Source organism: Endozoicomonas sp. 2B-B, assembly GCF_053470045.1.
Genome location: NZ_JBLZMU010000001.1, coordinates 1,109,367 through 1,132,717 on the forward strand (window position 1 = coordinate 1,109,367; position 23,351 = coordinate 1,132,717).

The 23,351-nt window shown below is 49.8% G+C and carries 11 protein-coding genes; 1 reads left to right on the top strand and 10 read right to left on the bottom strand.

Annotated elements, in window-relative coordinates; genetic code table 11:
- Positions 1-118: 118 nt before the first annotated feature.
- From ACOMHB_RS04595 to ACOMHB_RS04615, 5 genes are all read right to left on the bottom strand, one after another.
- Positions 119-1,294: a hypothetical protein gene (locus ACOMHB_RS04595; protein ID WP_448215657.1), complete on the bottom strand. Its 1,176-nt coding sequence runs from the start codon at positions 1,292-1,294 to the stop codon at positions 119-121.
- A gap of 180 nt (positions 1,295-1,474) precedes the next feature.
- Entirely contained in the window at positions 1,475-2,794 is a 1,320-nt protein-coding gene (locus ACOMHB_RS04600; RefSeq protein WP_422136814.1) for a TolC family outer membrane protein, read from the bottom strand.
- 43 nt (positions 2,795-2,837) lie between these two features.
- Positions 2,838-4,163, bottom strand: a complete 1,326-nt coding sequence (locus tag ACOMHB_RS04605; RefSeq protein ID WP_448215658.1) for an HlyD family type I secretion periplasmic adaptor subunit — start codon at positions 4,161-4,163, stop codon at positions 2,838-2,840.
- The gene (locus tag ACOMHB_RS04610; RefSeq protein ID WP_448215659.1) at positions 4,160-6,343 is read right to left on the bottom strand and encodes a type I secretion system permease/ATPase; all 2,184 of its coding nucleotides are present in this window, start codon (positions 6,341-6,343) and stop codon (positions 4,160-4,162) included. The genes ACOMHB_RS04605 and ACOMHB_RS04610 overlap by 4 nt, the downstream gene beginning before the upstream one ends.
- 68 nt (positions 6,344-6,411) lie before the next feature.
- Positions 6,412-16,776, bottom strand: a complete 10,365-nt coding sequence (locus ACOMHB_RS04615; RefSeq protein ID WP_448215660.1) for a VCBS domain-containing protein — start codon at positions 16,774-16,776, stop codon at positions 6,412-6,414.
- Positions 16,777-17,095: 319 nt separating this feature from the next.
- On the opposite strand from ACOMHB_RS04615, the gene ACOMHB_RS04620 reads away from it, so the two are divergent.
- A complete protein-coding gene (locus tag ACOMHB_RS04620) occupies positions 17,096-17,407 on the top strand; it encodes a DUF1820 family protein (RefSeq protein WP_317143534.1) in 312 nt (103 codons plus the stop codon).
- An 82-nt stretch (positions 17,408-17,489) separates the two neighbouring features.
- Here the strand turns inward: ACOMHB_RS04620 and ACOMHB_RS04625 are convergent, their stop codons facing one another.
- The 5 genes from ACOMHB_RS04625 to ACOMHB_RS04645 form a co-directional block, all read right to left on the bottom strand.
- Positions 17,490-18,137, bottom strand: coding sequence for a hypothetical protein (locus ACOMHB_RS04625; RefSeq protein ID WP_448215661.1), 648 nt, complete (start codon positions 18,135-18,137; stop codon positions 17,490-17,492).
- A gap of 110 nt (positions 18,138-18,247) precedes the next feature.
- On the bottom strand, positions 18,248-19,543 hold the full coding sequence (gene hemL / locus ACOMHB_RS04630) for a glutamate-1-semialdehyde 2,1-aminomutase (protein ID WP_422136819.1): 1,296 nt from the start codon (positions 19,541-19,543) through the stop codon (positions 18,248-18,250).
- A gap of 13 nt (positions 19,544-19,556) precedes the next feature.
- Positions 19,557-20,171 (bottom strand): thiamine phosphate synthase, encoded by a 615-nt coding sequence (thiE, locus tag ACOMHB_RS04635; protein ID WP_422136820.1) that lies wholly within the window; start codon positions 20,169-20,171, stop codon positions 19,557-19,559.
- Positions 20,172-20,233: 62 nt separating this feature from the next.
- Positions 20,234-21,607: a DNA repair protein RadA gene (gene radA / locus ACOMHB_RS04640; RefSeq protein WP_422136821.1), complete on the bottom strand. Its 1,374-nt coding sequence runs from the start codon at positions 21,605-21,607 to the stop codon at positions 20,234-20,236.
- A 174-nt stretch (positions 21,608-21,781) separates the two neighbouring features.
- The gene (locus tag ACOMHB_RS04645) at positions 21,782-22,870 is read right to left on the bottom strand and encodes an RING finger protein (protein ID WP_448215662.1); all 1,089 of its coding nucleotides are present in this window, start codon (positions 22,868-22,870) and stop codon (positions 21,782-21,784) included.
- Between the last annotated feature and the right edge of the window lie 481 nt (positions 22,871-23,351).

A 23,351-nucleotide genomic window follows, 5' to 3' on the forward strand; every position in this document is an offset into this window, starting at 1 on the left:
AATCAGCGATCACTGATCTGGCTGGTGAAAAAGTCGCCATTATAACGGCAGTCGACCCCGTAAGGTAGTGAGCAATATTTCTGACCCTCCATACAGAGACTACGTGATAACCATTCGGCTATAGTTCGTCTTTCAAGCCTGTTTTGGGGGTGTAGACAGGCATCAGTGTCATTTTTACAACCCCGGTTTTCATGACGACATAACTTTGCACGTCGGTTCTTTGCAGACGAACGGTATCCAGGAGGTCATCGGCCTTCATTCTGTCCAGGGCATCGTAGAATTCGGTCTCTTCCGATGAGAAGCGATTATTGAGCGTATCGAGAGCACTCTTGATATGGCCTATTTCAGGATAACTGGCGCTGGCCAGCTGTATTCCAATGGCTACAGCCTTGCTGAGGATTTTGCCGATCAGTCTGAAGGGGATTTCCCAGTCATTTTCCATCAGAGTCAGCTGTACGGAGTCTGCATTCAACCAGATAATCAGTTCTGTTTTGCCTTTATTGACGCCTTTTTCTTTTGCCCAGGGGATTTCAATCGTATCCTCACGAATGGGCTGGTCGCCATTGTAGTAGGTCAGATGCATGTAGATTTCAGGCTTGGTGAAATACTCGCCGACCCGTTCCAGGTTGAGCTCCAGAAGATAATCACGTTCAGGCAGGCGCTCTGTGGCAATGGTGTTGGGGTCGACAATGGGTTTCGTATGCATGACCGGAGTACTGAGTCGGGCAGGGCGATGAACCAGCAGGATGACATCTTTATCCAGGTCATCGACATTCTTTGTGGTGAAGTCGCAGTGTTTATCCCGGCAGGATGAAGAGCTGGTGACTTCCGCTTTGCGGGGCTGATCCCGCTCCTTTGGTAACAGGAAGCCAATATAGGGGCTATCGGCGTCTTGTACCTTGCGGTAACGCAGTTTCATCAGCGACTCTTTTTTTCGCTTACCAAAGTGGAAACAGTCTGCCACCCTATCGAGTTCTTCTATCTGCTGACTAATATCTTCCTGAATAGTTTTGGGCACTTCCGGATAATTTTTTTGAATGATTTCAGGGATGCTTTGCAGGGCAAGATCCCCTGCTTCATCTAATTGCGAGGGGTTGGTGGCCTCTTTACGAATATGATCCAGGTGTTTCCAGGGTTTAAGGGTTTCGATGAAGCGCTGTTTCATATCAATCAATCTTTGCTGCTTCTCTTTCAGGCCAAGAGCGTCAATGTCGGAACACTCTTTGTCGGCAAAAGCAGGAGGGATAAAAAGAGACAGGAGTATGGGTATAAGCAGTGGGAGTCGTGTATTCATGAGGAGCCTTAGGAGATGTTAAGGAATGAACAGGCAAGATATTGGAAGGAAAGCGGAGCACATATTTTAATTAGATACGATTGTCGAATCTGTCAAATTCCGCTGTGGAATATCGGAATCAGTCGCTAACACCTGTTGTATTTCATCCCAAGTGAGCCCCGGGTGGTACACGCTCCTTGCTTATGGAGTCGTCTTCTTTGGCCCTTTTTGCAACAGTGGCCGTATAGTATTGATTCGCATTGCACCCAGGATATTGCTGATGCTCGCAAGAACACGGTATTGGGCATAAACGTACTGATAATCAGCAGCGAGGTATTGCTTGCGCGCTTCAAACAGCTCGTTCTGAGTATCAAGCAAATCCAATAACGTACGATGGCCAGCCTTAAATTGCGCCAGATATAACTCCGTACTCTCTCTGGATTGCTCTACATAATCGTGTAAATGGACGCGTGATTGCTTTAGTGTCACGAAAGCGTCCCAAGATGATTCTGCATTGGCCTGAACCTCGCGATACACCTTATTCGAACGCATCCGGGAGGCTTCCTCCCGATAGAGAGCCCGACGATAACGGGAGCTGCTTTGTCCCCCGGAGTAGAGGTTCCAGTTCATTTCTACAAGCAGTCGCGATTCATCTTCCCGACCATCAAAACCAGACACATTATCTTTCCAACTACGATCTGCAACTAAGTCAAAGCTGGGATAGTTTTCAGATTGAACACCTTTCACATCAGCTGTTGAAGCATTCACATCGAGTCTGCTGGCGATGAGTAGCTGATTATTCTGAAGTGCTAATTTAATGGCTCGATCCTGGCTTTCAGGTAAATAAGACTGATCGACCTCCGGACGGATAAAGTCACCGGGATAGTCACCAGTGAGTTGCTTGTATAAAGTTTCAGCATCAGCCAGGTTGTTACGGGCAGCTAGTATATTGGCTCTGACTCTGGCAATACGTCCTTTGATTTGCGTAAGATCAGATTTATCCGATATGCCTTGTCGCTTGCGTGCAGCGACCATATCGTAAGTTTCGAGATGTTGCTCCAGGTTTTCTTGCGACAAACGCAGTACCTCTTGAGCATTCATTACATGGGTATAAACCTGCGCCACCTGTAAAGCGAGTGATTCAGCTTGTGCCAGTGTCTGATGATAATGAGCCTGCATGTTGAAGTCAGCGCGCGAGTATTCACTGGTATTGGCAAAACCACGAAATAGCGGGATTGATAATTTCAGCCTGGCCTGCTTGCGAGTTTGATTGGTTTCTCCAACATTAGCTCGATCCTGATCTTCCCGCCCACTATCAGCTCTTAAATCAAGACTGGGTAGAAACCTTCCCTGGGCAATGTCGAGTTCAGCCTGCGATGCAAAGTAAGACTGTAAGGTTACAGCCATATCCGGGTTGGTCTGTATGGCATCATTAATCGTTTGCTCAAGGCTTTGTGCCCAATTCGTGTTGCACCAAAGCATACCAAGCACTGTTAGTGTGGTGCGTAATACAGGCTTCATTGTCATCAGCTCCAATATAAACACATAATCGCCACTGCAATTATCACTTTAAAGCTCTCAATAGTGGCTTCATGATGTACTGCAATACACTGCGTTCTGCCACGCTGATGTCGACAGTTGCCTGCATGCCAGGAATGACATTCAGGTGGCTGTAACCCTCGCCAAAGTAAGCTTTTTCGACTCTTACTTTTACGATGTAAAAACTATCGCCATGGGGGTCAGTAATGGAATCTGCGGAAATGGTCTGTACTCTGCCATCCAGCCCACCGTAAACAGCAAAATCAAACGCCGAAATCTTCACTTTTGCATGCTGGCCGTGCTGCACAAAACCAATATCTTTAGGCTTTACCTTAGCCTCAACCAATAGCTCATCATCTACTGGCACAATATCGATAAGCTCAGCCCCTGGTTTTGCGACACCACCAATGGTTGTGACATACAATTTTTGAATTACCCCATCAACCGGCGAATGCAGCTCGGTGTTTTGAACACTTGCCTCGTTGACGGTTTTTTTACCACGTGCAATACCGAGACGAGTTCGCACTTCGGATAGCTGTTCCTGAGCTTCCGCCCGAAAGCCCGACAGAGTAGTGCCTTCTTCTTTCTCAAGACGCTGAATCTCTGCTTGCAGCTTTGGGATCTGGTTGTTTGTTTTATTAACCTCTGATTGTGCCTGACTGAGCCTTTGTTTAACGTCAATCACAACAGACTCAGATACTGCACCCATTTTAAGTAGAGGCTCGTTCATTTTGAGCTGCTGCTGGATCAAATCAACCTGTCGCTGCTGATCTTCCACCTGCTGTTGAGCTGAGACAAGTTCCTGGCGAGCCTTGCTTGTTTTCAGATGGATGTCATCAAGCTGCATATGAAGCTCATCCTGTCTCACCTTATAGAGCTTTAGCTGTGTATCTATAAAAGTGTTGTGGGTAGCAATTTGTTCAGGGGTAAATTCTGGGTGAGTACCAGCAACTTCTGCTGCAAGGCGCGTTTCTTTTGCAAGTAACGATGAAGTCTCCACGACCGACTGTGTTAGTGACCCGCTCGCTACCGTTGGATCAAGTTCCATGAGCAACTCACCCTGCATGACCGACTGCCCTTCAATGACGTGGATTGCCTTAATAGTACCGCCTTCGAGGTTTTGAATGACCTGTGTACGGCTAATGGGGGTCGCTTTGCCCTGGCCGCGAACGATTTCATTGATGTTGGCAAAATAGGCCCAAACGAGCAAAAACAACACCATCACAAATACTATCCAGAGCGTCACTCTGGCTGCAGACGGTGTTCGCATTAACTCACCTTGAGAGGCGTCAGTGATAAAATCGAGATCGGCCTGAGTGAATGCTTTGCCTTTTAACCGTGATAAACTCATACAGCCCTCATCCGGCCGGGAGATTGACTCGCAAGCTGATCAAGAATTTTTCGCTTTTCTCCTTTCATCAGTATCTCGCCATCATCCATAACCGCGATGGAATCAAGTAAACTCAATATGGCAAGCCGTTGTGTAAAAACAATGATGGTTTTATCAGGTGCCAGTCGATTCAGGCGCTGTATCAGTTTTCTTTCCGAGTCTTGATCAAGGGCACTGGTGGGCTCGTCAAAGATCAGAATCTTAGGATCCCGGAGCAAAGCGCGAGCAAGTGCCACACACTGTCGTTGACCTCCGGAGAGCATTCTCCCCTGCTCGCCGCACTCTCGGTTCAAGCCGTCCGGGTGCGTCCCGGTAAATTCGATGACGCCTGCCATCTCTGCGGCTTTAAGAATCTGCGCATCGGTAGCATAAGGTGTACCCGTGGCGATATTATCGCGTATCGTTCCAGAAAACAGGGTCGGCAGTTGCTCAACTGAGCCTATCATCTTGCGCAGGTCACTTGGATCAAGTTGACGAATATCAATACCGTCGAGCTTAATGACACCTTCGGTAGGCGTATAAAGTCCCATTAAGAGCCGAAGCAAAGTGGTTTTTCCGCAACCAATGCGACCAATTACCGCCAATCGACTTCCCGCAGGAATATTAATGGACACTCTTTTGATAACAGGAACAGTTTGCTCAGGAAAGGTTAACGAAACATTTTCAAGCTGATAATGACCGTCAGTAAGGTCGCACTGAAGGTACTGTTTTTCATCTTCCCGTTCGACAGGCATTGCCATAATACCGGCAATACCCTTGTAAGCTACTTTGGTTTGCCCCCATCGTGCGATTAAGCCTGCAACATGGGTCATTGGAGAAATCACACGCCCTGTTAACATACTGGCCGCAATCAACCCACCCATGGTCAGATCATGGTTTGCAATTTTATACACACCAACAATGAGTACGGCAACCGTCGACATTTGCTGGATAAAGCCAGATGTGCTCGTACCAAAGGTTGAATAAAGCCGGGAGCGATTGCTCCAGTACGAAGCTTCGCCAATATTCTGTTCCCACTTTCGCTGATTTAACCCCTCCATTCGATTACTCTTAACGGCTTCCAGGCCATTAAGGGTTTCAATCAGCAACCCATTCTTTACCGAGGATGCACCATAGCTATGAGAGATAGCCTCATCAACTGGTCGACGGATCAACAGTGTAATGACCAAAATAATAAAAATTGAAACCATCGGGACAATAACGAGGTAGCCACTAAATATATAAATTGCGATCAGGAAAATAATGACAAAAGGTATATCAACCAATGTGCTAAGTGTTGCAGAGGTAATAAAATCCCGAATACTCTCAAATTCACTCACCATTCTGGCAAATGAACCCACTGACCTGGGTCGGTGTTCTAATTTCAAAGCCTGAACATGAGCAAAAATTCTGGATGAAAGAATGACATCCGACTTTCTCCCTGCAACATCCAGGAAAAAGGTCCGAATCAATTTAAGCAAAAGATCGAAGAAAAAAATAATGGCGACGCCAATTGAAAATGCCCACAAGGTATCAAAAGCTGAGTCAGGGACGACCCGGTCATAGATATTTCGGACATAAAAGGGGGTGGCGAGTACAAATAAACTAATAACAACAGAGGCAATGATCACATCACGATAAATTGGGAAAGACAGTCGCAAGGTGTCCCAAAACCAATGTTTGCCTGCCTCACCGGTTATCAGGCGGCGGCCTTTATCAAATTTATACTCACGCTTAATAAAAAAACAGAACCCTGTGTACAGCAGACGCAGCTCATCAAGGTGCATTTCAGCCTTGCCCAGACCTGCTTCCGGGCGAATAATTGTGGCTTCGTCAGCTGTAATGTCGAGCTTGGTCAGCACGCAGGCATTGCCATTGTGAAGCAACAAAATAGCTGGCAAGACTTCGGGAAGTATTGTGTCGAGTTCACGATTCAATAAGCGCGCAGACAAACTGGCTCGTTCAGCCGCCAGTGGTAACAGAGCAAGGGTGAGTTTATTCTCAATCAAAGGCAAGCCTGCACTTAAGGCAGTCGCCGTACTTGGTTTATCATACAACTTAGTCACGATAACCAGGCTATCGAGCAAGGCATCAAAGTGTGTCCGCTCGGGAGATCCTGTATCCCATCGATCAGTGGCTTCAGTGTTGCTCTGATCTGTCATCTATTCTCCCAAACATTGAGTTTTGGAACGGTTCTTGTCTGCGTTTGCACCGATTGTCAGTTGTGTCGTTAAATCGGTGGAAAGTCATTATCATCCGGCTTTGGTACCAGATTCTCTATGTGAAAGCTTGAACTCCCTGAGGTTGCATCATCGTGGGTAGTCTCTGTGTTACTGCTTGCCAAGGGTTTTTCATCAGTCGGCTGTGATGGTTCGCTTTTTAGCTCATTGGAAATGGTTTGTTCTCCAGCGTTCTCGCTTTGTTGTTCATTGAGATGTTGCTCAACCTGACGCCGTAAAGAGCCCTCGGCTTCATTTTCGGTAGCTGCTTCAAGAACGACCTCGGCACGTATGATCCGGGCATTGTCGATATCACCCTGAGTACGGGGTTGATTTTGATCACGCAGCGCCTCCAGATTGACTTGAGGTTCATTATCAGAAAGGCTTTCCTGTATAGGTCCTTCAGTTGCCTGTCTATCATGTTGAACGTTAATGTCGGCGCTTTCACTCCCCGGAGCCTGCTCATGGCTTGAAATCGGCGGTGCTGGTAAAGGCTGGGTCGGATCCATTATCAACGGCGCAGAATGTTCACTGACCGTATCACCTCCTGCACCGGAGGTTGTTACGACTAGCCGGATATTCATATTTTGCGCATTCCCACCTGGTAACAGTGCAGTCAAGTCGGTGGTTGTCCAGTTTTGAACATCGACATGTTCTGTCATTTGGGTAATTGTGTGAGCGTGACCATGGCCATCACTTAATACCGTTCCGACATTAAAACCTGTGAGTTCAATCTTGCTGATACGGTCCTGCGGATCAGCAGGTGGTGTTATCTTTGGGTGTAAATGCAATAGTGCAGAGCTATTGGGAGTAGCGATATCCGTATCGACTGATACCTTCTGTTCGGTCAATGCTCCGACCTGTGATAACTGATGATGACCTGTCACATCGACAAGCATGCCAGAATAGTCTGCCTGTATATCAAAAACCAGGCCTGCATTTTTTGATATTACTTTGCCCAGGGGAGAATGAGTCAGCAGAGTTTTGTCAACATCAACATTGGCAGCCATCGATACACTGAATATCTGACCATGATAGGCATCGTTAGGGTTAAATCCATGGTTTCCTGTGGCAGCAGGTCCCGACTCTTCTGCATAATGATCCTGGTCCTGGGCAAGAGCAAAAACGCCGTGCCCCGGGATCTGATAGCCTGTTGCAATGTGGTCATGACTGTAAGCGCTCTGGCCATCGACAAGAACATCCAGGTGACCGGTCACTGAGTCCCATAATAATGAGTAGCGATGGCTATTTCCGTCAGTTGTATCGATGCCGGTAGCGTATTCATGGTGACCTATTCCAATGGTCAGGTTATCTGGTCTCCAGACATAAAACTCATTTGGATCTGCCGGGACGCCATAACTCAGAAACGTAGCGCCGTGATGAGCACTTGTGGCAACTTGCTGACTACCGATAATGTTAAACTCAACGGCCAACTTTGTAATAGGGTCTGGTGTATCAAGCTGGCCCTGGTTCAGAACCCCCCCGGTTCCCGCACTGCTAAAGGTCATAACTTTTTGCTCAGCGGAAAAACTTAAAGCAACTGATGCTGCATCAGTTACAGAGTTGGCCATGACCGAAACAGCTTGGGGAGGAGAGGTAACAGAGTGGGTGCCATCAGTCGTCGTTGCAGTGACGTATAACGGCATGGAGCCCTGATAATTCGTTGGAGGTGTTAAAGTCAACGATGAGACATCGCTCGCATTTACTACCCACCCACCGGAACCATCGCTATGACCTGATGAAAACTGAGTACCGGCTAAAAAACCTGTGAGGGTAATGCTTTCCAGGGTATCACCGTGTGATGCAATAACCAGGTTTAGTGCGATGGCCTTATCTTCATCTCCTGCAGGTGGGGCACTGGTTGAAATGGCAGCGGCATCAACAACACTCGAAACACTGATGTTGCCAGTTGCTATGGCTGAATCTGCCGTACCATCGTTAACGGTATAAGTAAAATGTACATCGCCGTTAAAATTGGCGGCAGGGGTGAATACCAAATTGGGGATAACACCGGTCACTATATTTTGGCCGACAGTCACATCTGCACCATTTAACTGGAATTTGCCCTCATTGGCTGCAGGCAACCGGGTGATGGTGACATGATCCAAAACTGCACCCGCATCCACATCCTGAAAGCCAAAGTCACTGGCACTGAAGGTATAGGCTGTGTCTTCAGTACCACTGAGAGCAACCGTCGCAATCGTGGGCGCATCATTGGTGCCCGTGATAGTGACTTTAACGGTTTGAGCATTGCCATCACTGGCCGTAAATGTGTGAGAGTCTGCGACCTGGCGCTTGCTGGCATCCGGAACAGACGGGTTTAGATCCTGCACCCTGCTCTGGTCAAGCAGATAGGTCCACAAACCACTAACCATGGCGAAATGACCATAGGTCGATGCAGTGGGCGACACATTCGGGAAAACCGGGTTATCACCCGCATCAACATCACTAATAGTGAGCATGCCTCTAGCCTTGGTGATATCACCAATGTCACCTTCGGCAACAGTGGCAACAAGGTTTCCGGATATTATCGAAGGATGATCAATAGCAGCCAGATTCATTGAAGCCGTCTGGGTGACAGAGGATTGATGCTCGTCCTTGACCTCATAGCTAAATTGCACCGGGCCGCTGTAATTTACAGTCGGGATGAAGGTGTATGTGCCGTTATAATTATCAGTAATACGACCATGGTCTGCTGACAGCTTATGAATACTAAGCTGAGCACGGTGATCCACATCAGTGGCGTGAGCCAGAAGGTCAGAAGCCTTTATGATAACCACCTGATCCTCTGTACCCGGAGGCAACACTACTGTTGAAGAGAGTTCTGGTGCGTCATTGGTGCCGCTAACCGTCATCATCAAGGCTTTAGTGTCAGTAGCGCCACTACCGTCAGTCACCATGACCGGGATCACGATTCTTTGCGTATCGCCTTGAGCTAGACCATCGTAGGCCGGATCGGCTGGGTCGAAAGAATAGTTGCCATCGGCACTCAACGTAAACCCTGGCACTTTCATAGTGCTGGAGTAAATTGCAGTGTCGCCCGTATCGATATCGGTGGAAGTAATGCTTCCCGTAGTCGGCTGGCTGTCACCTTCTATTGCAGAGGCGGGGGAAATGGCGTTCAGTACAGGGCCATCGTTAGAACCGTTAACGGTGATAACAATATTATGGGTTGTGCCATCCGCACTCTGAATCTCGATTGTGTCGGTCAGGCTGTTAGTGGTCGTTGCGCCAGCCCCCAGCGTCTGAACGTCGGCATGGGTCTCGTCCAGGTTATAAGCCCAATGACCATTAGCATCAAGATTTAAGTTGCCATGGGTTGCAGCGTAGTTACCTGCCTGGAAGTGATCCTGCCCTGCATCCTTATCGCTGATACTCAGATTACCAGTGACTTGTAATAAAGAATCCTCGGTGACGCTACCGGACTCTGCTCCAGCAATCACCGCAGCATCCGATTGACCATGCACAGTAATGACCAGATTCCGGGTATCAGTAGCTCCATGTTGATCCGTAGCCGTAATGGGGATAGTCACTGTTTTATCCTGACCGGCCGCAAGAGACTGGTAGGCAGCATGGCCCGGATCAAAAGTATATTGACCATCCCTGCTGAGCATGAAGCCATCAACCGGAGTAGCGATTGAATAAGCGACGGATGCATAGTTATCCGGATCTTTTGACGTCATCTGTCCGCTAAGTGGGCTGTCGTCTTCCGTCGCGCTTTGTGCCTGTATCTGATCAAGCACGGGGGCGTCGTTGGTGCCGCTAACCGTCATCATCAAGGCTTTAGTATCAGTAGCGCCACTACCGTCGGTCACAGTGACCGGGATCACGATTCTTTGCGTATCGCCTTGAGCTAAATCATTGTAGGTCGGATCGGCTGGGTCGAAAGAATAGCTGCCATCGGTCTTCAGCGTGAACCCTGCCACTGTCGCTGTGGTGGAGTAAGTTGCAGTGTCACCCGTATCGACATCAGCGGAAGTAATGCTTCCCGTGGTCGGCTTGCTGTCACCTTCTATTGCAGAGGCGGCAGAAATGGCATTCAGTACCGGGCCATCGTTAGAACCGTTAATAGTGATAACAATATTATGTGTTGTGCCGTCAGCACTCTGAATCTGGATTGTATCTGTCAGGCTGTTGGTGGTCGTTGTGCCAGCCCCCAGCGCCTGTATATCGGCATGGGAATTATCCAGGTTGTAAGCCCAATGACCATTAGCATTAAGGTCAAGGTTGCCATGAGTCGCAGTGTAGTTAGCCGTCTGAAACTGATCCTCCCCGGCATCTTTATCGGTAATACTCAGGATACCAGTGACTTGTAATGAAGAATCCTCGGTGACGCTACCAGAGTCTGCTCCAGCAATCACCGCAGCATCCGGTTGACCATGTACAGTAATGACCAGATTCCGGGTGTCAGTGGCTCCATGTTGATCCGTAGCCGTAATGGGGATAGTCAGCGTTTTATCCTGACCGGCCGCAATGGACTGGTACGCGACATGGCCCGGATCAAAAGTATATTGACCATCCCTGCTGAGCGTGAAGCCATCAACCGGAGTAGCGACTGAATAAGCGACGGATGCATGGTTATCCGGGTCCTGTGAAGTGATTTGCCCGCTAACTTGACTGCCATCTTCCGTCGCGCTTTGTGCCTGTATCTGATCAAGCACAGGGGCGTCGTTGGTACCGCTAACCGTCATCACCAAGGCTTTAGTATCAGTAACGCCAAGACCGTCGGTCACCGTGACCGGGATCACGATTTTTTGTGTATCGCCCTGAGCTAAACCGTCGTAGGCCGGATCGGCTGGGTCGAAAGAGTAGGTGCCATCGGCATTCAGTGTAAAACCTGGCACCGTCATAGTGGTGGAGCAAGTTGCAGTGTCGCCTGTATCGACATCAGTGGAACTAATGCTTCCCGTAGTCAGCTGGCTGTCACCTTCTGTTGCAGAGGCGGCGGAAATGGCATTCAGTACCGGGCCATCGTTAGAACCGTTAATGGTGATAACAATATCATGTGTTGTGCCGTCAGCACTCTGAATCGGGATACTATCGGTCAGGCTGTTGGTGGTCGTTGTGCCAGCCCCCAACGCCTGAACGTCGGCATGGGTGTTATCCAGGTTGTAAGCCCAGTGACCATTGGCATCAAGATGTAAGGTGCCATGGGTTGCTGTGTAGTTACCCGCCTGGAAGTAATCCTGCCCTGCATCGTTATCGGTAATACTCAGGATGCCAGTGACTTGTAATGAAGAATCCTCGGTGACACTACCGGAGTCTGCTCCGGCAATCACCGCAGCATTGGATTGACCGTGTACGATAATGACCAGGTTCCGGGTATCGCTGGCCCCGTGTTGATCCGTAACCGTAATGGGGATAGTCAGCGTTTGATCCTGACCGGCCGCAAGGGACTGGTAGGCAGCATGGCCCGGATCAAAAGTATATCGACCATTCCTGCTGAGCATGAAGCCATCAATCGGAGTAGCGATTGAATAAACGACGGATGCATGGTTATCCGGGTCTTGTGAAGTGATCTGTCCGTTAAGTTGACTGCCGTTTTCCGTCGCGCTTTGTGCCTGTATCTGATCAAGTACAGGGGCGTCGTTGGTACCGCTAAGCGTCATCACCAAGGCTTTAGTATCAGTGGCGCCACCGCCGTCGGTCACCGTGACGGGGATCACGATTCTTTGCGTATCGCCTTGAGCTAAAACATCGTAGGCCGGATCGGCTGGGTCGAAAGAGTAGGTGCCATTGGCATTCAGTGTAAACCCTGCCACCGTCGTAGTGGTTGAGTAAGTTGCAGTGTCGCCCGCATCGACATCGGCGGAAGTAATGCTTCCCGTAGTCAGCTGGCTGTCACCTTCTGTTGCAGAGGCGGCGGAAATGGCATTCAGTACCGGGCCATCGTTAGAGCCGTTAATGGTGATAACAATATTATGGGTTGTGCCATCCGAGCTCTGAATCTGAATGGTATCGGACAGGCTGTTGGTGGTTTTTGTGCCAGCCCCCAGCGCCTGAACGTCGGCGTGGGTGTTATCCAGGCTGTAAGCCCAGTGACCACTGGCATCAAGATGTAAGTTGCCATGGGTTGCTGTGTAGTTACCTGCCTGGAAGTGATCTTGCCCTGCATCCTTATCGGTGATACTCAGGCTACCAGTGACTTGTAGGGAAGAATCCTCGGTGACGCTACCGGAGTCTGCTCCGGCAATCACCGCAGCGTCCGATTGACCGTGCACAGTAATGACCAGATTCCGGGTATCAGTGGCTCCATGTTGATCCGAAGCCGTAATGGGGATAGTCACCGTTTTATCCTGACCGGCCGCAAGGGACTGGTAGGCAGCATGGCCCGGATCAAAAGTATATTGACCATCCCTGTTAAGCGTGAAGCCATCAACCGGAGTAGTGATTGAATAAGCGACGGATGCATGGTTATCCGGGTCTTGAGAAGTGATCTGCCCGCCAAGCTGGCTGCCATCTTCTGTCGCGCTTTGCGCCTGTATCTGATCAAGTACGGGGGCGTCGTTGGTTCCGCTAACCGTCATCACCAAGGCTTTAGTATCAGTAGCGCCACTACCGTCGGTCACCGTGACGGGGATCACGATTCTTTGCGCATCGACCTGAGCTAAACCATCGTAGGCCGGATCGGTTGGGTCGAAAGAATAGGTGCCATCGGCATTCAATGTAAACCCTGCCAGCGCCGCAGTGGTGAAGTATGTTGCAGTGTCGCCCGTATCGACATCAGCGGAAGTAATGCTTCCCGTGGTCGGCTGGCTGTCACCTTCTGCTGCAAAGGCGGCAGAAATGGCATTCAGGACCGGGCCATCGTTAGAGCCGTTAATGGTGATAACAACATTATGGGTTGTGCCATCCGCACTCTGAATCTGAATGGTATCGGTCAGGCTGTTGGTGGTCGTTGCACCAGCGCCCAGCGCCTGAACGTCGGCGTGGGTGTTATCCAGGTTGTAAGCCCAGTGACCATTAGCATTAAGGTTCAAGGTGCCATGGGTTGCTTTATAGTTACCCGTCTGGAAGTGATCCTGCCCTGCATCCTTATCGGTGATACTCAGATTACCAGTGACTTGTAATGAAGAATCCTCGGTGACGCTACCGGAGTCTGTTCCAGCAATCACCGCAGCATCCGATTGACCATGTACGGTAATGACCAGATTCCGGGTATCTTTGGCCCCATGTTGATCCGTAGCCGTAACGGGGATAGTCAACGTTTTATCCTGACCGGCCGCAAGGGACTGGTAGGCAGCATGGCCCGGATCAAAAGTATATTGACCATCGCTGCCGAGCATGAAACCATCAACCGGAGTAGCGATTGAATAAGCGACGGATGCATGGTTATCCGGGTCTTGTGAAGTGACTTGCGCGCTAAGCTGGCTACCATCTTCCGAAGCGCTTTGCGCCTGTATTTGATCAAGCACGGGGGCGTCGTTGGTGCCGCTAACGGTTATTACCAGGGCTTTAGTATCTGTAGCGGCACTTCCGTCAGTCACCGTGACCGGGATCACGATTGTTTGCGTATCGCCTTGAGCCAGACCATTGTAGGTCGGATCGGCTGGGTCGAAAGAATAGGTGCCATCGGCCTTCAGCATGAACCCTGCCACTGTCGCTGTGGTGGAGTAAGTTGCAGTGTCACCCGTATCAACATCGGCGGAAGTAATGCTTCCCGTGGTCGGCTGGCTGCCACCCTCTGTTGCAGAGGCGGCGGAAATGGCATTCAGTACCGGGCCATCGTTAGAACCGTTAATGGTGATAACAATATTATGGGTTGTGCCATCAGCACTCTGAATCTGAATCCTGTCGGTCAGGCTGTTGGTGGTCGTGGTGCCGACCCCCAGCGCCTGAACGTCGGCATGGGCGTTATCCAGATTGTAAGCCCACTGACCATTAGCATTAAGGTTCAAGTTGCCATGGGTTGCTTTGTAGTTACCCGTCTGGAAGTGATCCTGCCCTGCATCCTTATCGGTGATACTCAGATTACCAGTGACTTGTAATGAAGAATCCTCGGTGACGCTACCGAAGTCTGCTCCAGCAATCACCGCAGCATCCGATTGACCATGTACAGTAATGACCAGATTCTGTGTGTCGGTGGCTCCATGTTGATCCGTAACGGTAATAGGGATACTCAGCGTTTTATCCTGACTGGCCGCAAGGGACTGGTAAGCAGCATGGCCCGGATCAAAAGTATATTGACCATCCCTGTTAAGCGTGAAGCCATCAACCGGAGTAGCGACTGAATAAGCGATGGATGCGTGGTTATCCGGGTCTTGCGAAGTGATCTGCCCGCTAAGTTGACTGCCATCTTCCGTTGCGCTTTGTGCCTGTATCTGATCAAGCACGGGGGCGTCGTTGGTACCGCTAACCGTCATCAACAAGGCTTTAGTATCTGTAGCGCCATTACCGTCAGTCACCGTGACCGGGATCACGATTCTTTGCGTATTGCCTTGAGCTAAACCATCGTAGGCCGGATCGGCTGGGTCGAAAGAATAGGTACCATCGGCCTTCAGCGTAAACCCTGCCGCCGTCGCTGTGGTGGAGTAAGTGGCAGTGTCGTCCGTATCAACATCGACGGAAGTAATGCTTCCCGTGGTTGCCTGACTGGCACCTTCTGTTGCAGAGGCTGCGGAAATGGCGTTCAGCACCGGGCCATCGTTAGAACCGTTAACGGTGATAACAATGTCATGCGTTGTGCCATCTGCACTCTGAATCTGGATTGTATCGGTCAGGCTGTTGGTGGTCGTTGTGCCAGCCCCCAGCGCCTGAACGTTGGCATGGGCATTATCCAGATTATAAGCCCAGTGACCATTAGCGTAGAGGTTTAAGTTGCCACAGGTTGCTGTGTAGATACCTGCCTGGAAGTGATCCTGCCCTGCATCCTTATCGGTGATACTCAGGCTACCAGTGACTTGTAATGAAGAGTCCTCGGTGACACTACCGGAGTCTGCTCCAGCAATCACCGCAGCATTGGATTGACCGTGTACGGTAATGACCAGATTCCGGGTATCGGTGGCTCCGTGTTGATCCGTAACCGTGATGGGGATAGTCAGCGTTTTATTCTGACCGGCAACAAGGGGCTGATAGGCGCTATGGCCTGGGTCAAAGGCATACTGACCATCTCTGCTGAGCGTGAAGCCATCAACCGGAGTGGCGATTGAATAAGCGACGGATGCATGGTTATCCGGGTCTTGTGAAGTGATCTGTCCGCTAAGTTGGTTGCCATCTTTCTTTACACTTTGCGCCTGTATCTGATCAAGCACGGGGGCGTCGTTGGTGCCGCTAATTGTCATCAACAGAGCTTTTGTATCAGAAGCGCCACTAGAGTCAGTCACCGTGACCGGGATGACGATTTTCTGCGAATCGCCTTGAGCCAAGCTGTTGTAAGCCGGATCGGTTGGGTCGAAAGAATAGGAGCCATCGGCATTCAGTGCGAACCCTGCTACTGTCATCGTGGTAGAGAAGGTTGCAGTGTCGCCAGTATCGACATCGGTAGAGGTAATGCTGCCAGTGGTCGGCTGACTGACACCTTCAACTGAATGGCCTGCATGTCCACCATTTACGACTGGCAAGTCATTAGAGCCTTGAACTTCAACAGTAAACGCGCGGGAGAAATCAACACCGTTTGTATTTAGAGCATGTACGACAAAATGCTCAGATACACGCTGTCCATCTTGCAGCCCCTGAACATCAGATGCACTGTTATCCAGCGTGTAGCCCCACGCACCACTTTCCTCAATGGTCAGAACACCATATTTACCCTGATAAACTTGCGCGGGGAAAGTGCCCTCCCCATTTTTTAAATCCAATTGTCCATAAGCACTGATCTGCGAATCTTCGATCACTTGACCAGCAAAACTGCCGACAATTGTCAGAGGTAAATTACTCGAAGCAGCATTTTCGGATAATGCTGGTGACCTTCCTGCTATCTGTGGAGCAACGGTCCCGTTTCGTGAATTTAAAAAAGATTTTTCATTAAATAGCGAAACTGAGCCAGAGTCTGTATTTAAATCGCCGGTGTAGTCTCGTGCAGATTGATCATTAGCGGAAGCTTGTCCTTTCGAAACCTCCACTTCAAGGTTAACGCGCTCCACAATAGCTGCTGCCTTATGATGCCCGTCTTCAAACTCTATAACATGCATAACCCGACGGTCATTATGCTCTCTGGCTGTTTCAGTCGCTTGCAGTGTTTCATCTGAACCACTGTCAGGCAAACTATTGGCAGAGTGGACACTGTTTATTGCAGAATTAGCAGCATTATTCTGCAAGATGTCAGCCACAGGTTGAAGGTCTTTCACTAAAACAGAGATCGGGGATCCTGATTCTTCCTGAAGAACCACATGATGCTCATCGGGACTTGAAATTATCGTGCTCTCAGAAATCAGCATGCCTGATTCAAGGGACTCAAGCTCACCAGAGTTTGCTAGATAGAAAACCGGGCCCGAAATTTGCGACACTGTAAACATATCGAATACAAACCATGTTCCATAACCAGCCCACAGTGAAATATAGTTTAGATATCGAAAAATTACTAAAGTCCAATAAACCCCCGTTTTCATTAGCTCATGGTCGCCCAGTCTGTGCTATGCTAGCCGCCTTTAGTATTACATGCCCGAAATGACCATAGGCGTTAGAACCAGTCCCTAATCTCCTTTGGAAATGAATGTTTTTCATTAAAGTTTCCGGCGTCACAGGTGTTTGGAGTCAATGTCGAAATCTCAGATTTTTCGCGTTATTTTTCAGAATGAGTCTGAAGTCTTTGAAGTGTATGCTCGACAGATTTTCCAGAGCGAGCTCTGGGGATTTATTGAAGTAGAGGAATTTGCTTTTGGTGAGCGTAGCCAGTTGCTGGTCGATCCCAGTGAAGAGAAACTAAAGAGCACTTTCGAAGGTGTTAAGCGGAGTTATATTCCTTTGTCGTCTATTATTCGTATTGACGAAGTTGAAAAAGAAGGGGCAGCCAAGGTTTCTGAAGCAAAAGGCAATAACGTCAAACTGTTTCCAATGCCTCCGGCATGAGCCTTCGGGTCTGAGCCCTGATCGCGCATTTGTTTGCCGGTCGCCTGCTGCTGGCAGTGCAGCAGGAAAGGGGAGGGTTCGTTTATTCCTGATTGATGTCTGCTTGTTCGAAAGGCCGGTTCTGGTTTTTCAATAGCATGAACAAACCGGTTGCCATCAGCAGGCTTCCCAGGGCAAGCATGTAGCGGAATAGGTTAAGCCTCAGGTATCCGCCCAGGGTGCCCTGATTGCCAATGACCAGGCCGCCAATAAAAAAGCTGATGAACGCAATGAGCAGTAAGCCTTTGGGTCCGGGCTCTACCTGTGCTCTGACGACACTGTAGAGGGCTATGAGCAGGCTGAAAGCCAACAGGGCGTCCCTGTAGAGTGTTTCAACCCCGTACCAGCGGCTTATTTCGTAAGCCAGACAGAGTCCGATGATCATCCTTCCCCAGGCCGGCTTGCTCCACACCCTGTTAGACAGAAGCAGGGCAATGGCTGTACCAACTAATGGTGGCGAAAGGTAAGTAGCGGCGTTATTCAGAAAGAGATAGACACCGGTCCAGATCTCTGAAAAGCCATACTTCAGGGTGCCCGCTGCCGACGCCAGAGCAACCAGCAGGAAGCCCAGGAGGGCCCCCTTGGTAGCCGTTCTGTGAATCTCGGCAAATGCCTGTTGCTGGCAGAGCAGGAAAACAGCAAAGGTGCTGGCAGCTGCCAGCACCGCATCCGAAAGAGCCAGTGAACTCATAGTGAATACAGCCGTGAGGTAAGAAAACTATTTTGCGTCATTCTCATGTATGAATCCGGTGAGCATGGAAAACGACGCAGTAAAATATTTTTCACGGTCAATTGATTACCTTATCGACAGTGAAGGAAAGCACGATCCGCAGCCTCTATGGTTTTCTGAATCTCCAGATCACCATGAGCTTCGGATATAAATCCGGCTTCGAATGCGGAGGGAGCCAGATAGACTCCCTCATCCAGCATGGCGTGGAAGAAGCGACCATAGAAGGTTCCATCGCAGGCCATTACCTGATTAAAGCGGTCGACGCGAGGCTGGTCAGTGAAAAATAAACCAAACATACCACCCACTTGAGAGGTTTGCAGGGGAATACCATGTTGTGAGGCTTTCTCCTTGAAGCCTGCCAGCAACTTCGCTGCTTTTTCGGTAAGTTCTGCGTGGAAGCCTGGACGGCTCAGGTTTCTCAGTGTCGCCAGCCCTGCGGCCATAGCCAACGGGTTACCAGACAGGGTGCCGGCCTGATAAACCGGTCCCAGTGGAGCCAGGTGCTCCATGACCTCTTTTCGGCCACCAAAAGCACCCACTGGCAGACCGCCACCTATGATTTTACCCAGTGTCGTCAGATCTGGTTTTACGCCATAGTGAGCCTGTGCTCCACCCAGGGCAACACGGAATCCGGTCATGACTTCATCAAAGATTAGCAGGGCGCCGTACTCACTACATACTTCTCTCAGACCTTCAAGGAAACCTTTGACCGGGGGAATGCAGTTCATGTTACCGGCCACTGGTTCGACGATGATACAGGCCACTTCGCTGCCTGTTTCTGCAAAAGCCTGTTTAACAGAGTCAATGTCGTTGTACGTCAGTGTAATAGTGCTTTCTGCCAGAGCTTGAGGAACTCCCGGAGAACTTGGCACTCCCAGAGTCAGTGCGCCAGAGCCAGCCTTTACCAGCAGTGAGTCAGAATGGCCATGGTAGTTGCCTTCAAACTTGACAATTTTGTCACGGCCGGTAAAGCCCCTGGCCAGACGAATAGCACTCATGGTGGCTTCGGTGCCCGAGCTCACCATTCTGAGCAGTTCCATGGAGGGAAAAATTTCACGGACTTTCAGAGCCAGCTCGGTTTCCAGGGTTGTGGGCGCACCAAAGCTCATTCCATCCAGAGCCTGGTCGCGAACGGCGCTGACAACATCCGGATGGTTATGTCCGAGAATCATCGGACCCCAGGAACCCACATAATCAATCAGGCTGTTGCCATCGACATCTTGAATATAGGCACCTTTGGCACTTTTGAAGAAGACTGGCTTGCCACCGACACCCTTGAACGCTCTGACCGGTGAGTTGACTCCCCCCGGGATGACAGCCTGGGCTTCAGTAAACAGAGTGCTAGAGCGTTCATGGGGAAGGGACATGATCTATTCCTGATTAAAACAATTCAGTAAAACTGCGGGCACGACTCTGAATATCTGTGGAAGCAAATAAATTATGAACCACTGCCACCATATCAGCACCCACTTCTATGAGCTGCGGGGCATTATCCACAGTAATTCCTCCAATAGCTACAACAGGGACTTCAAAGGTCTCCCGGGCAGAAGGCAGAAGTGACGGCTCGGCAGGCTTGGCGTCAGGCTTGGTATGTGAGGGGAAAAAACGTCCAAAGGCAATGTAATCGGCACCCTCCTCAACAGCCTTGTGGGCCAGATCGAGAGATCCTTCACAGCTGATACCAATAATAGCGTATTCCCCGAGCCTTTTTCGGGCGGATTTTATGGATTCATCCTGTTGTCCCAGGTGCACGCCGTCTGCTTCCGATTCTGCAGCCAGTTCAATGTCATCATTGATGATCAAAAGGGCCCCGTAAGTGTGGCAGAGCACCCTCAGAGTACTGGCCTGACGGAACCTCTTTTCATGATCCAGACTTTTGTCTCGGTACTGAAGTACTTTCATGCCGCCCATCAAAGCCTGTTCAACCGCTTCCAGTAGAATACGATCGTCGGGGAGAAGCTGGCTGTCGGTTACACCGTAGAGACCTTTGAGCATGTTCTAACCTGATTTCAAACATTTCGCCGGATTATAACAGGATGAGTGTCGACCCGGATAATTCAGATAGCCTCCAGTGCCTCGGACAGTTTGTGAACACCGACAACAGTTAATCCTTCAATGGGTTTTCTGGGCTTGTTTGCTGCCGGAACAATGGCTCTTCTGAAACCATGTTTGGCCGCTTCAATCAGGCGTTCCTGACCATTGGCAACGGGCCTGATTTCACCCGCAAGGCCCACTTCCCCAAAGGCAAAAAGGTCTTGGGGCAGAGCACTGTCACGCAGGCTGGAAACGACTGCCAGCAAACCGGCCAGATCGGCGCTGGTTTCTGTGACTTTCACGCCCCCTACCACGTTGAGAAAGACATCCTGATCGCTGGTAAAAATACCCCCGTGTCGAGTCAGTATCGCCAGCAGCATGGCCAGCCTGTTTTGATCCAGTCCCACTGTTACACGTCTTGGGTTGCCAAGCTGCGAGTCTACGACCAGTGCCTGAATTTCCACCAGAAGAGGGCGGGTGCCTTCCCACAAAACATTGATAATGCTGCCTGAGGTGGGCTCAGATGCCCGGGACAGGAAAATGGCTGAAGGATTTTTGACTTCTTTCATGCCCCTTTCCGTCATGGCAAAGATGCCCAGCTCATTCACCTGACCAAATCGGTTCTTGGTTGCCCGCATAACCCTGAAGCGTGAATCATCAGTATTTCCAAGCATGATCTGGGTATCAATAATATGGGACAGGGTCATGGGGCCTGCCAGAGAATTATCTTTGGTCACATGGCCCACCAACAATAAGACAGTGCCTGTCTGTTTGGCAAAACGGGTGAGGAAGGCAGCGGACTCCCTGACCTGGGCAACGCCTCCGGGAGCCGCATCCACACCGTTCATATACATGACCTGGATAGAGTCGATAACAATAACCCCTGGCTTCTCCTGTTCGGCCACGGCGACAATATTTTCGGCTGAGGTTTCTGCCAGCATCTTCAGGCGATCGGCAGGCAGGTCGAGGCGTTTGGCCCGGGCTGCAATCTGTTGCAGTGATTCCTCACCGGAGACATAAAGGGCATTCATGCTCTGGGCAACATGACACAGGACCTGAAGCAGGATGGTACTCTTGCCAGCCCCCGGATGGCCGCCAATCAGGACAGCACTGCCTTTGACAAAACCACCGCCGAGAACCCGATCAAACTCTGACGTGCCACTGCTGAACCTGGGCGCTTCAGCAACATCCACCTCACTCAGGGTCTGAAGACCACTGAGGGTGCCTGCAAAGCCTGATTTATTGACGGCACCAATAGAGGGGGAAGCCGCAGGTCCCAGGTTGACCTCTTTGAACGTATTCCAGGCTTTACAGTCTGGACATTGCCCTTGCCACTTGGAGGACTCGCTGCCGCACTCAGTGCAGACATAGGCTTTTCTGGATTTTGCTTTGGCCATTAGAAGGTTTCAGATAAAACTCTATGGTAGCCTGTCCTTGTGTCAGCTCCAACTTAAAGCGCCATCTCTTTGTTGCGAGTCTGAAGCCTTTCTCGCACATGGCTCACAGTCATGACAGCAAGAGTCGTTTGTGCAATCAGTCAGTTTTTTTAGAATACCTGTCTACCAGAAGCTTCAGGGTTGCCCCCTGTCATGGTCACGAAACAGGTTCATGAACGGGGGGTGGATTCTCGCTATATGAACCCTCAGGGCTGCTTGAGTATTGAAAACCAACCCACATTGCCGCAGACAGTCATTTTCGTCGATTGTGATCGCGTTGCAAGCTATTGGACCACGCGCTCTCGAATGGCTATCGAAAGAGGCCGTTTGTGAGGAGCTGATCCCCCGGGACTCGTTGCAAGAACATGGCAAGTCCTGCGGTGCCTCTTCGCGTAATGCAAAATCTGGTGAGTTTGCTAATGAAGACAGATCTACTCTGCAATATGGGCAGATTTCCGCAGCTGTCTGAAATATATTTTGTAAACAATGTTTGTCAATTTTCTGTGAACAACAGGGCGTAACAATCACATTGGTAAACATTTCAAAGCATATAGGGCAATCGTTACTTGCTTCAGGTAGCTCTCTGCTATCAGCTGGTGGTCGGAATCGACAAACGCCGTTACAGGAGTCAATGTAACAATCTAAACCGTAAGTATGCTGGTGTTGTTCGGGGTCACCATTACCGTCGCGGTGGCAAGAGAGAAGCCTGGCAAAAGAGCCTATAAGACGGTTGATTGTACCTGAGGCCTGCTGACCGGATGATGCTGATGTCTGGCTTTGCTGGCCACTTTCTGTTTGACCCTGTCCCGGAAGGACCATAGTGATGATCGCAAACGGTTGATCCTGACTTGCCTCCGGTTGATCCACCAGATTAAAGAGAGATGAATCTGGGTTCCCATAGCTTTTCAAAAGCATGCCGACAGCAACAAGTGCTGTTAATGGTATCCATGAATAAAGTCTGGCGCTCAAAGGGTTGTCACTGGTGGTCAGGAGCAGTTTTTTGACTACCAGCAGATGAGTGGCATAAATCAGCTCCCACGATATCGATTCAATAAAAGAGGTTGTTTCAACGTTACCGTTGCGTTCTATAGAAAAGCTCCCTTTTGGGACGCCTCCATCCTGTTCAAACTCGGCAATAAAATATCTTTTTAACGGTTCCGCAGAACATATAACAGACACCGACATTAGCAATAACAGCAGTGCCGCCGAAAACGGTTTTTTCAAAGGTTTAACCTGACAGCTATTTTGTGTCTTTGAGAATGTGGAGGCTAGACCAGAAACTCATCAGGGGTATATTTATTCGAGATACCCGATCAGGTCTCTGACGTACTTGTAGACTCTTTGACATGGCCCGTCCTCGCCAACTATTGGCAAGTCTCCGTTAACAGAACCTGTTAAGTCCTGCGGTGCCTCTGCGCTTGCTACAAAACCTAATGATCGTAATACTGATAAACTGCCTGCTGTGCAAAATGGGCACTGTCTCGACTCCGACCATAACAAAGCATCCAGTAGATAACATGTCTCGACTCTTTTCGAACAACAGGGAGTCACAAGCACATCATCTCTAAACATTTGATGGCATATAGGGCACTCCCCATCTGCTTCACTTGGAGAAAAATCCGGTGATTGAGCTAGAAAAGACAAATCTTCTCTGCAATATGGGCAGGTGTTCCCGGTTTTCTTAAATGCCTCTTGCAAACAGTGT

Excerpts from the sequence above, each read along its gene's own strand:
- ACOMHB_RS04595 (WP_448215657.1), bottom strand. The coding sequence starts at position 1,294 with ATGAATACACGACTCCCACTGCTTATACCCATACTCCTGTCTCTTTTT.
- ACOMHB_RS04600 (WP_422136814.1), bottom strand. The coding sequence starts at position 2,794 with ATGAAGCCTGTATTACGCACCACACTAACAGTGCTTGGTATGCTTTGG.
- ACOMHB_RS04605 (WP_448215658.1), bottom strand. The coding sequence starts at position 4,163 with ATGAGTTTATCACGGTTAAAAGGCAAAGCATTCACTCAGGCCGATCTC.
- ACOMHB_RS04610 (WP_448215659.1), bottom strand. The coding sequence starts at position 6,343 with ATGACAGATCAGAGCAACACTGAAGCCACTGATCGATGGGATACAGGA.
- ACOMHB_RS04615 (WP_448215660.1), bottom strand. The coding sequence starts at position 16,776 with ATGCTGATTTCTGAGAGCACGATAATTTCAAGTCCCGATGAGCATCAT.
- ACOMHB_RS04620 (WP_317143534.1), top strand. The coding sequence starts at position 17,096 with ATGTCGAAATCTCAGATTTTTCGCGTTATTTTTCAGAATGAGTCTGAA.
- ACOMHB_RS04625 (WP_448215661.1), bottom strand. The coding sequence starts at position 18,137 with ATGAGTTCACTGGCTCTTTCGGATGCGGTGCTGGCAGCTGCCAGCACC.
- hemL (WP_422136819.1), bottom strand. The coding sequence starts at position 19,543 with ATGTCCCTTCCCCATGAACGCTCTAGCACTCTGTTTACTGAAGCCCAG.
- thiE (WP_422136820.1), bottom strand. The coding sequence starts at position 20,171 with ATGCTCAAAGGTCTCTACGGTGTAACCGACAGCCAGCTTCTCCCCGAC.
- radA (WP_422136821.1), bottom strand. The coding sequence starts at position 21,607 with ATGGCCAAAGCAAAATCCAGAAAAGCCTATGTCTGCACTGAGTGCGGC.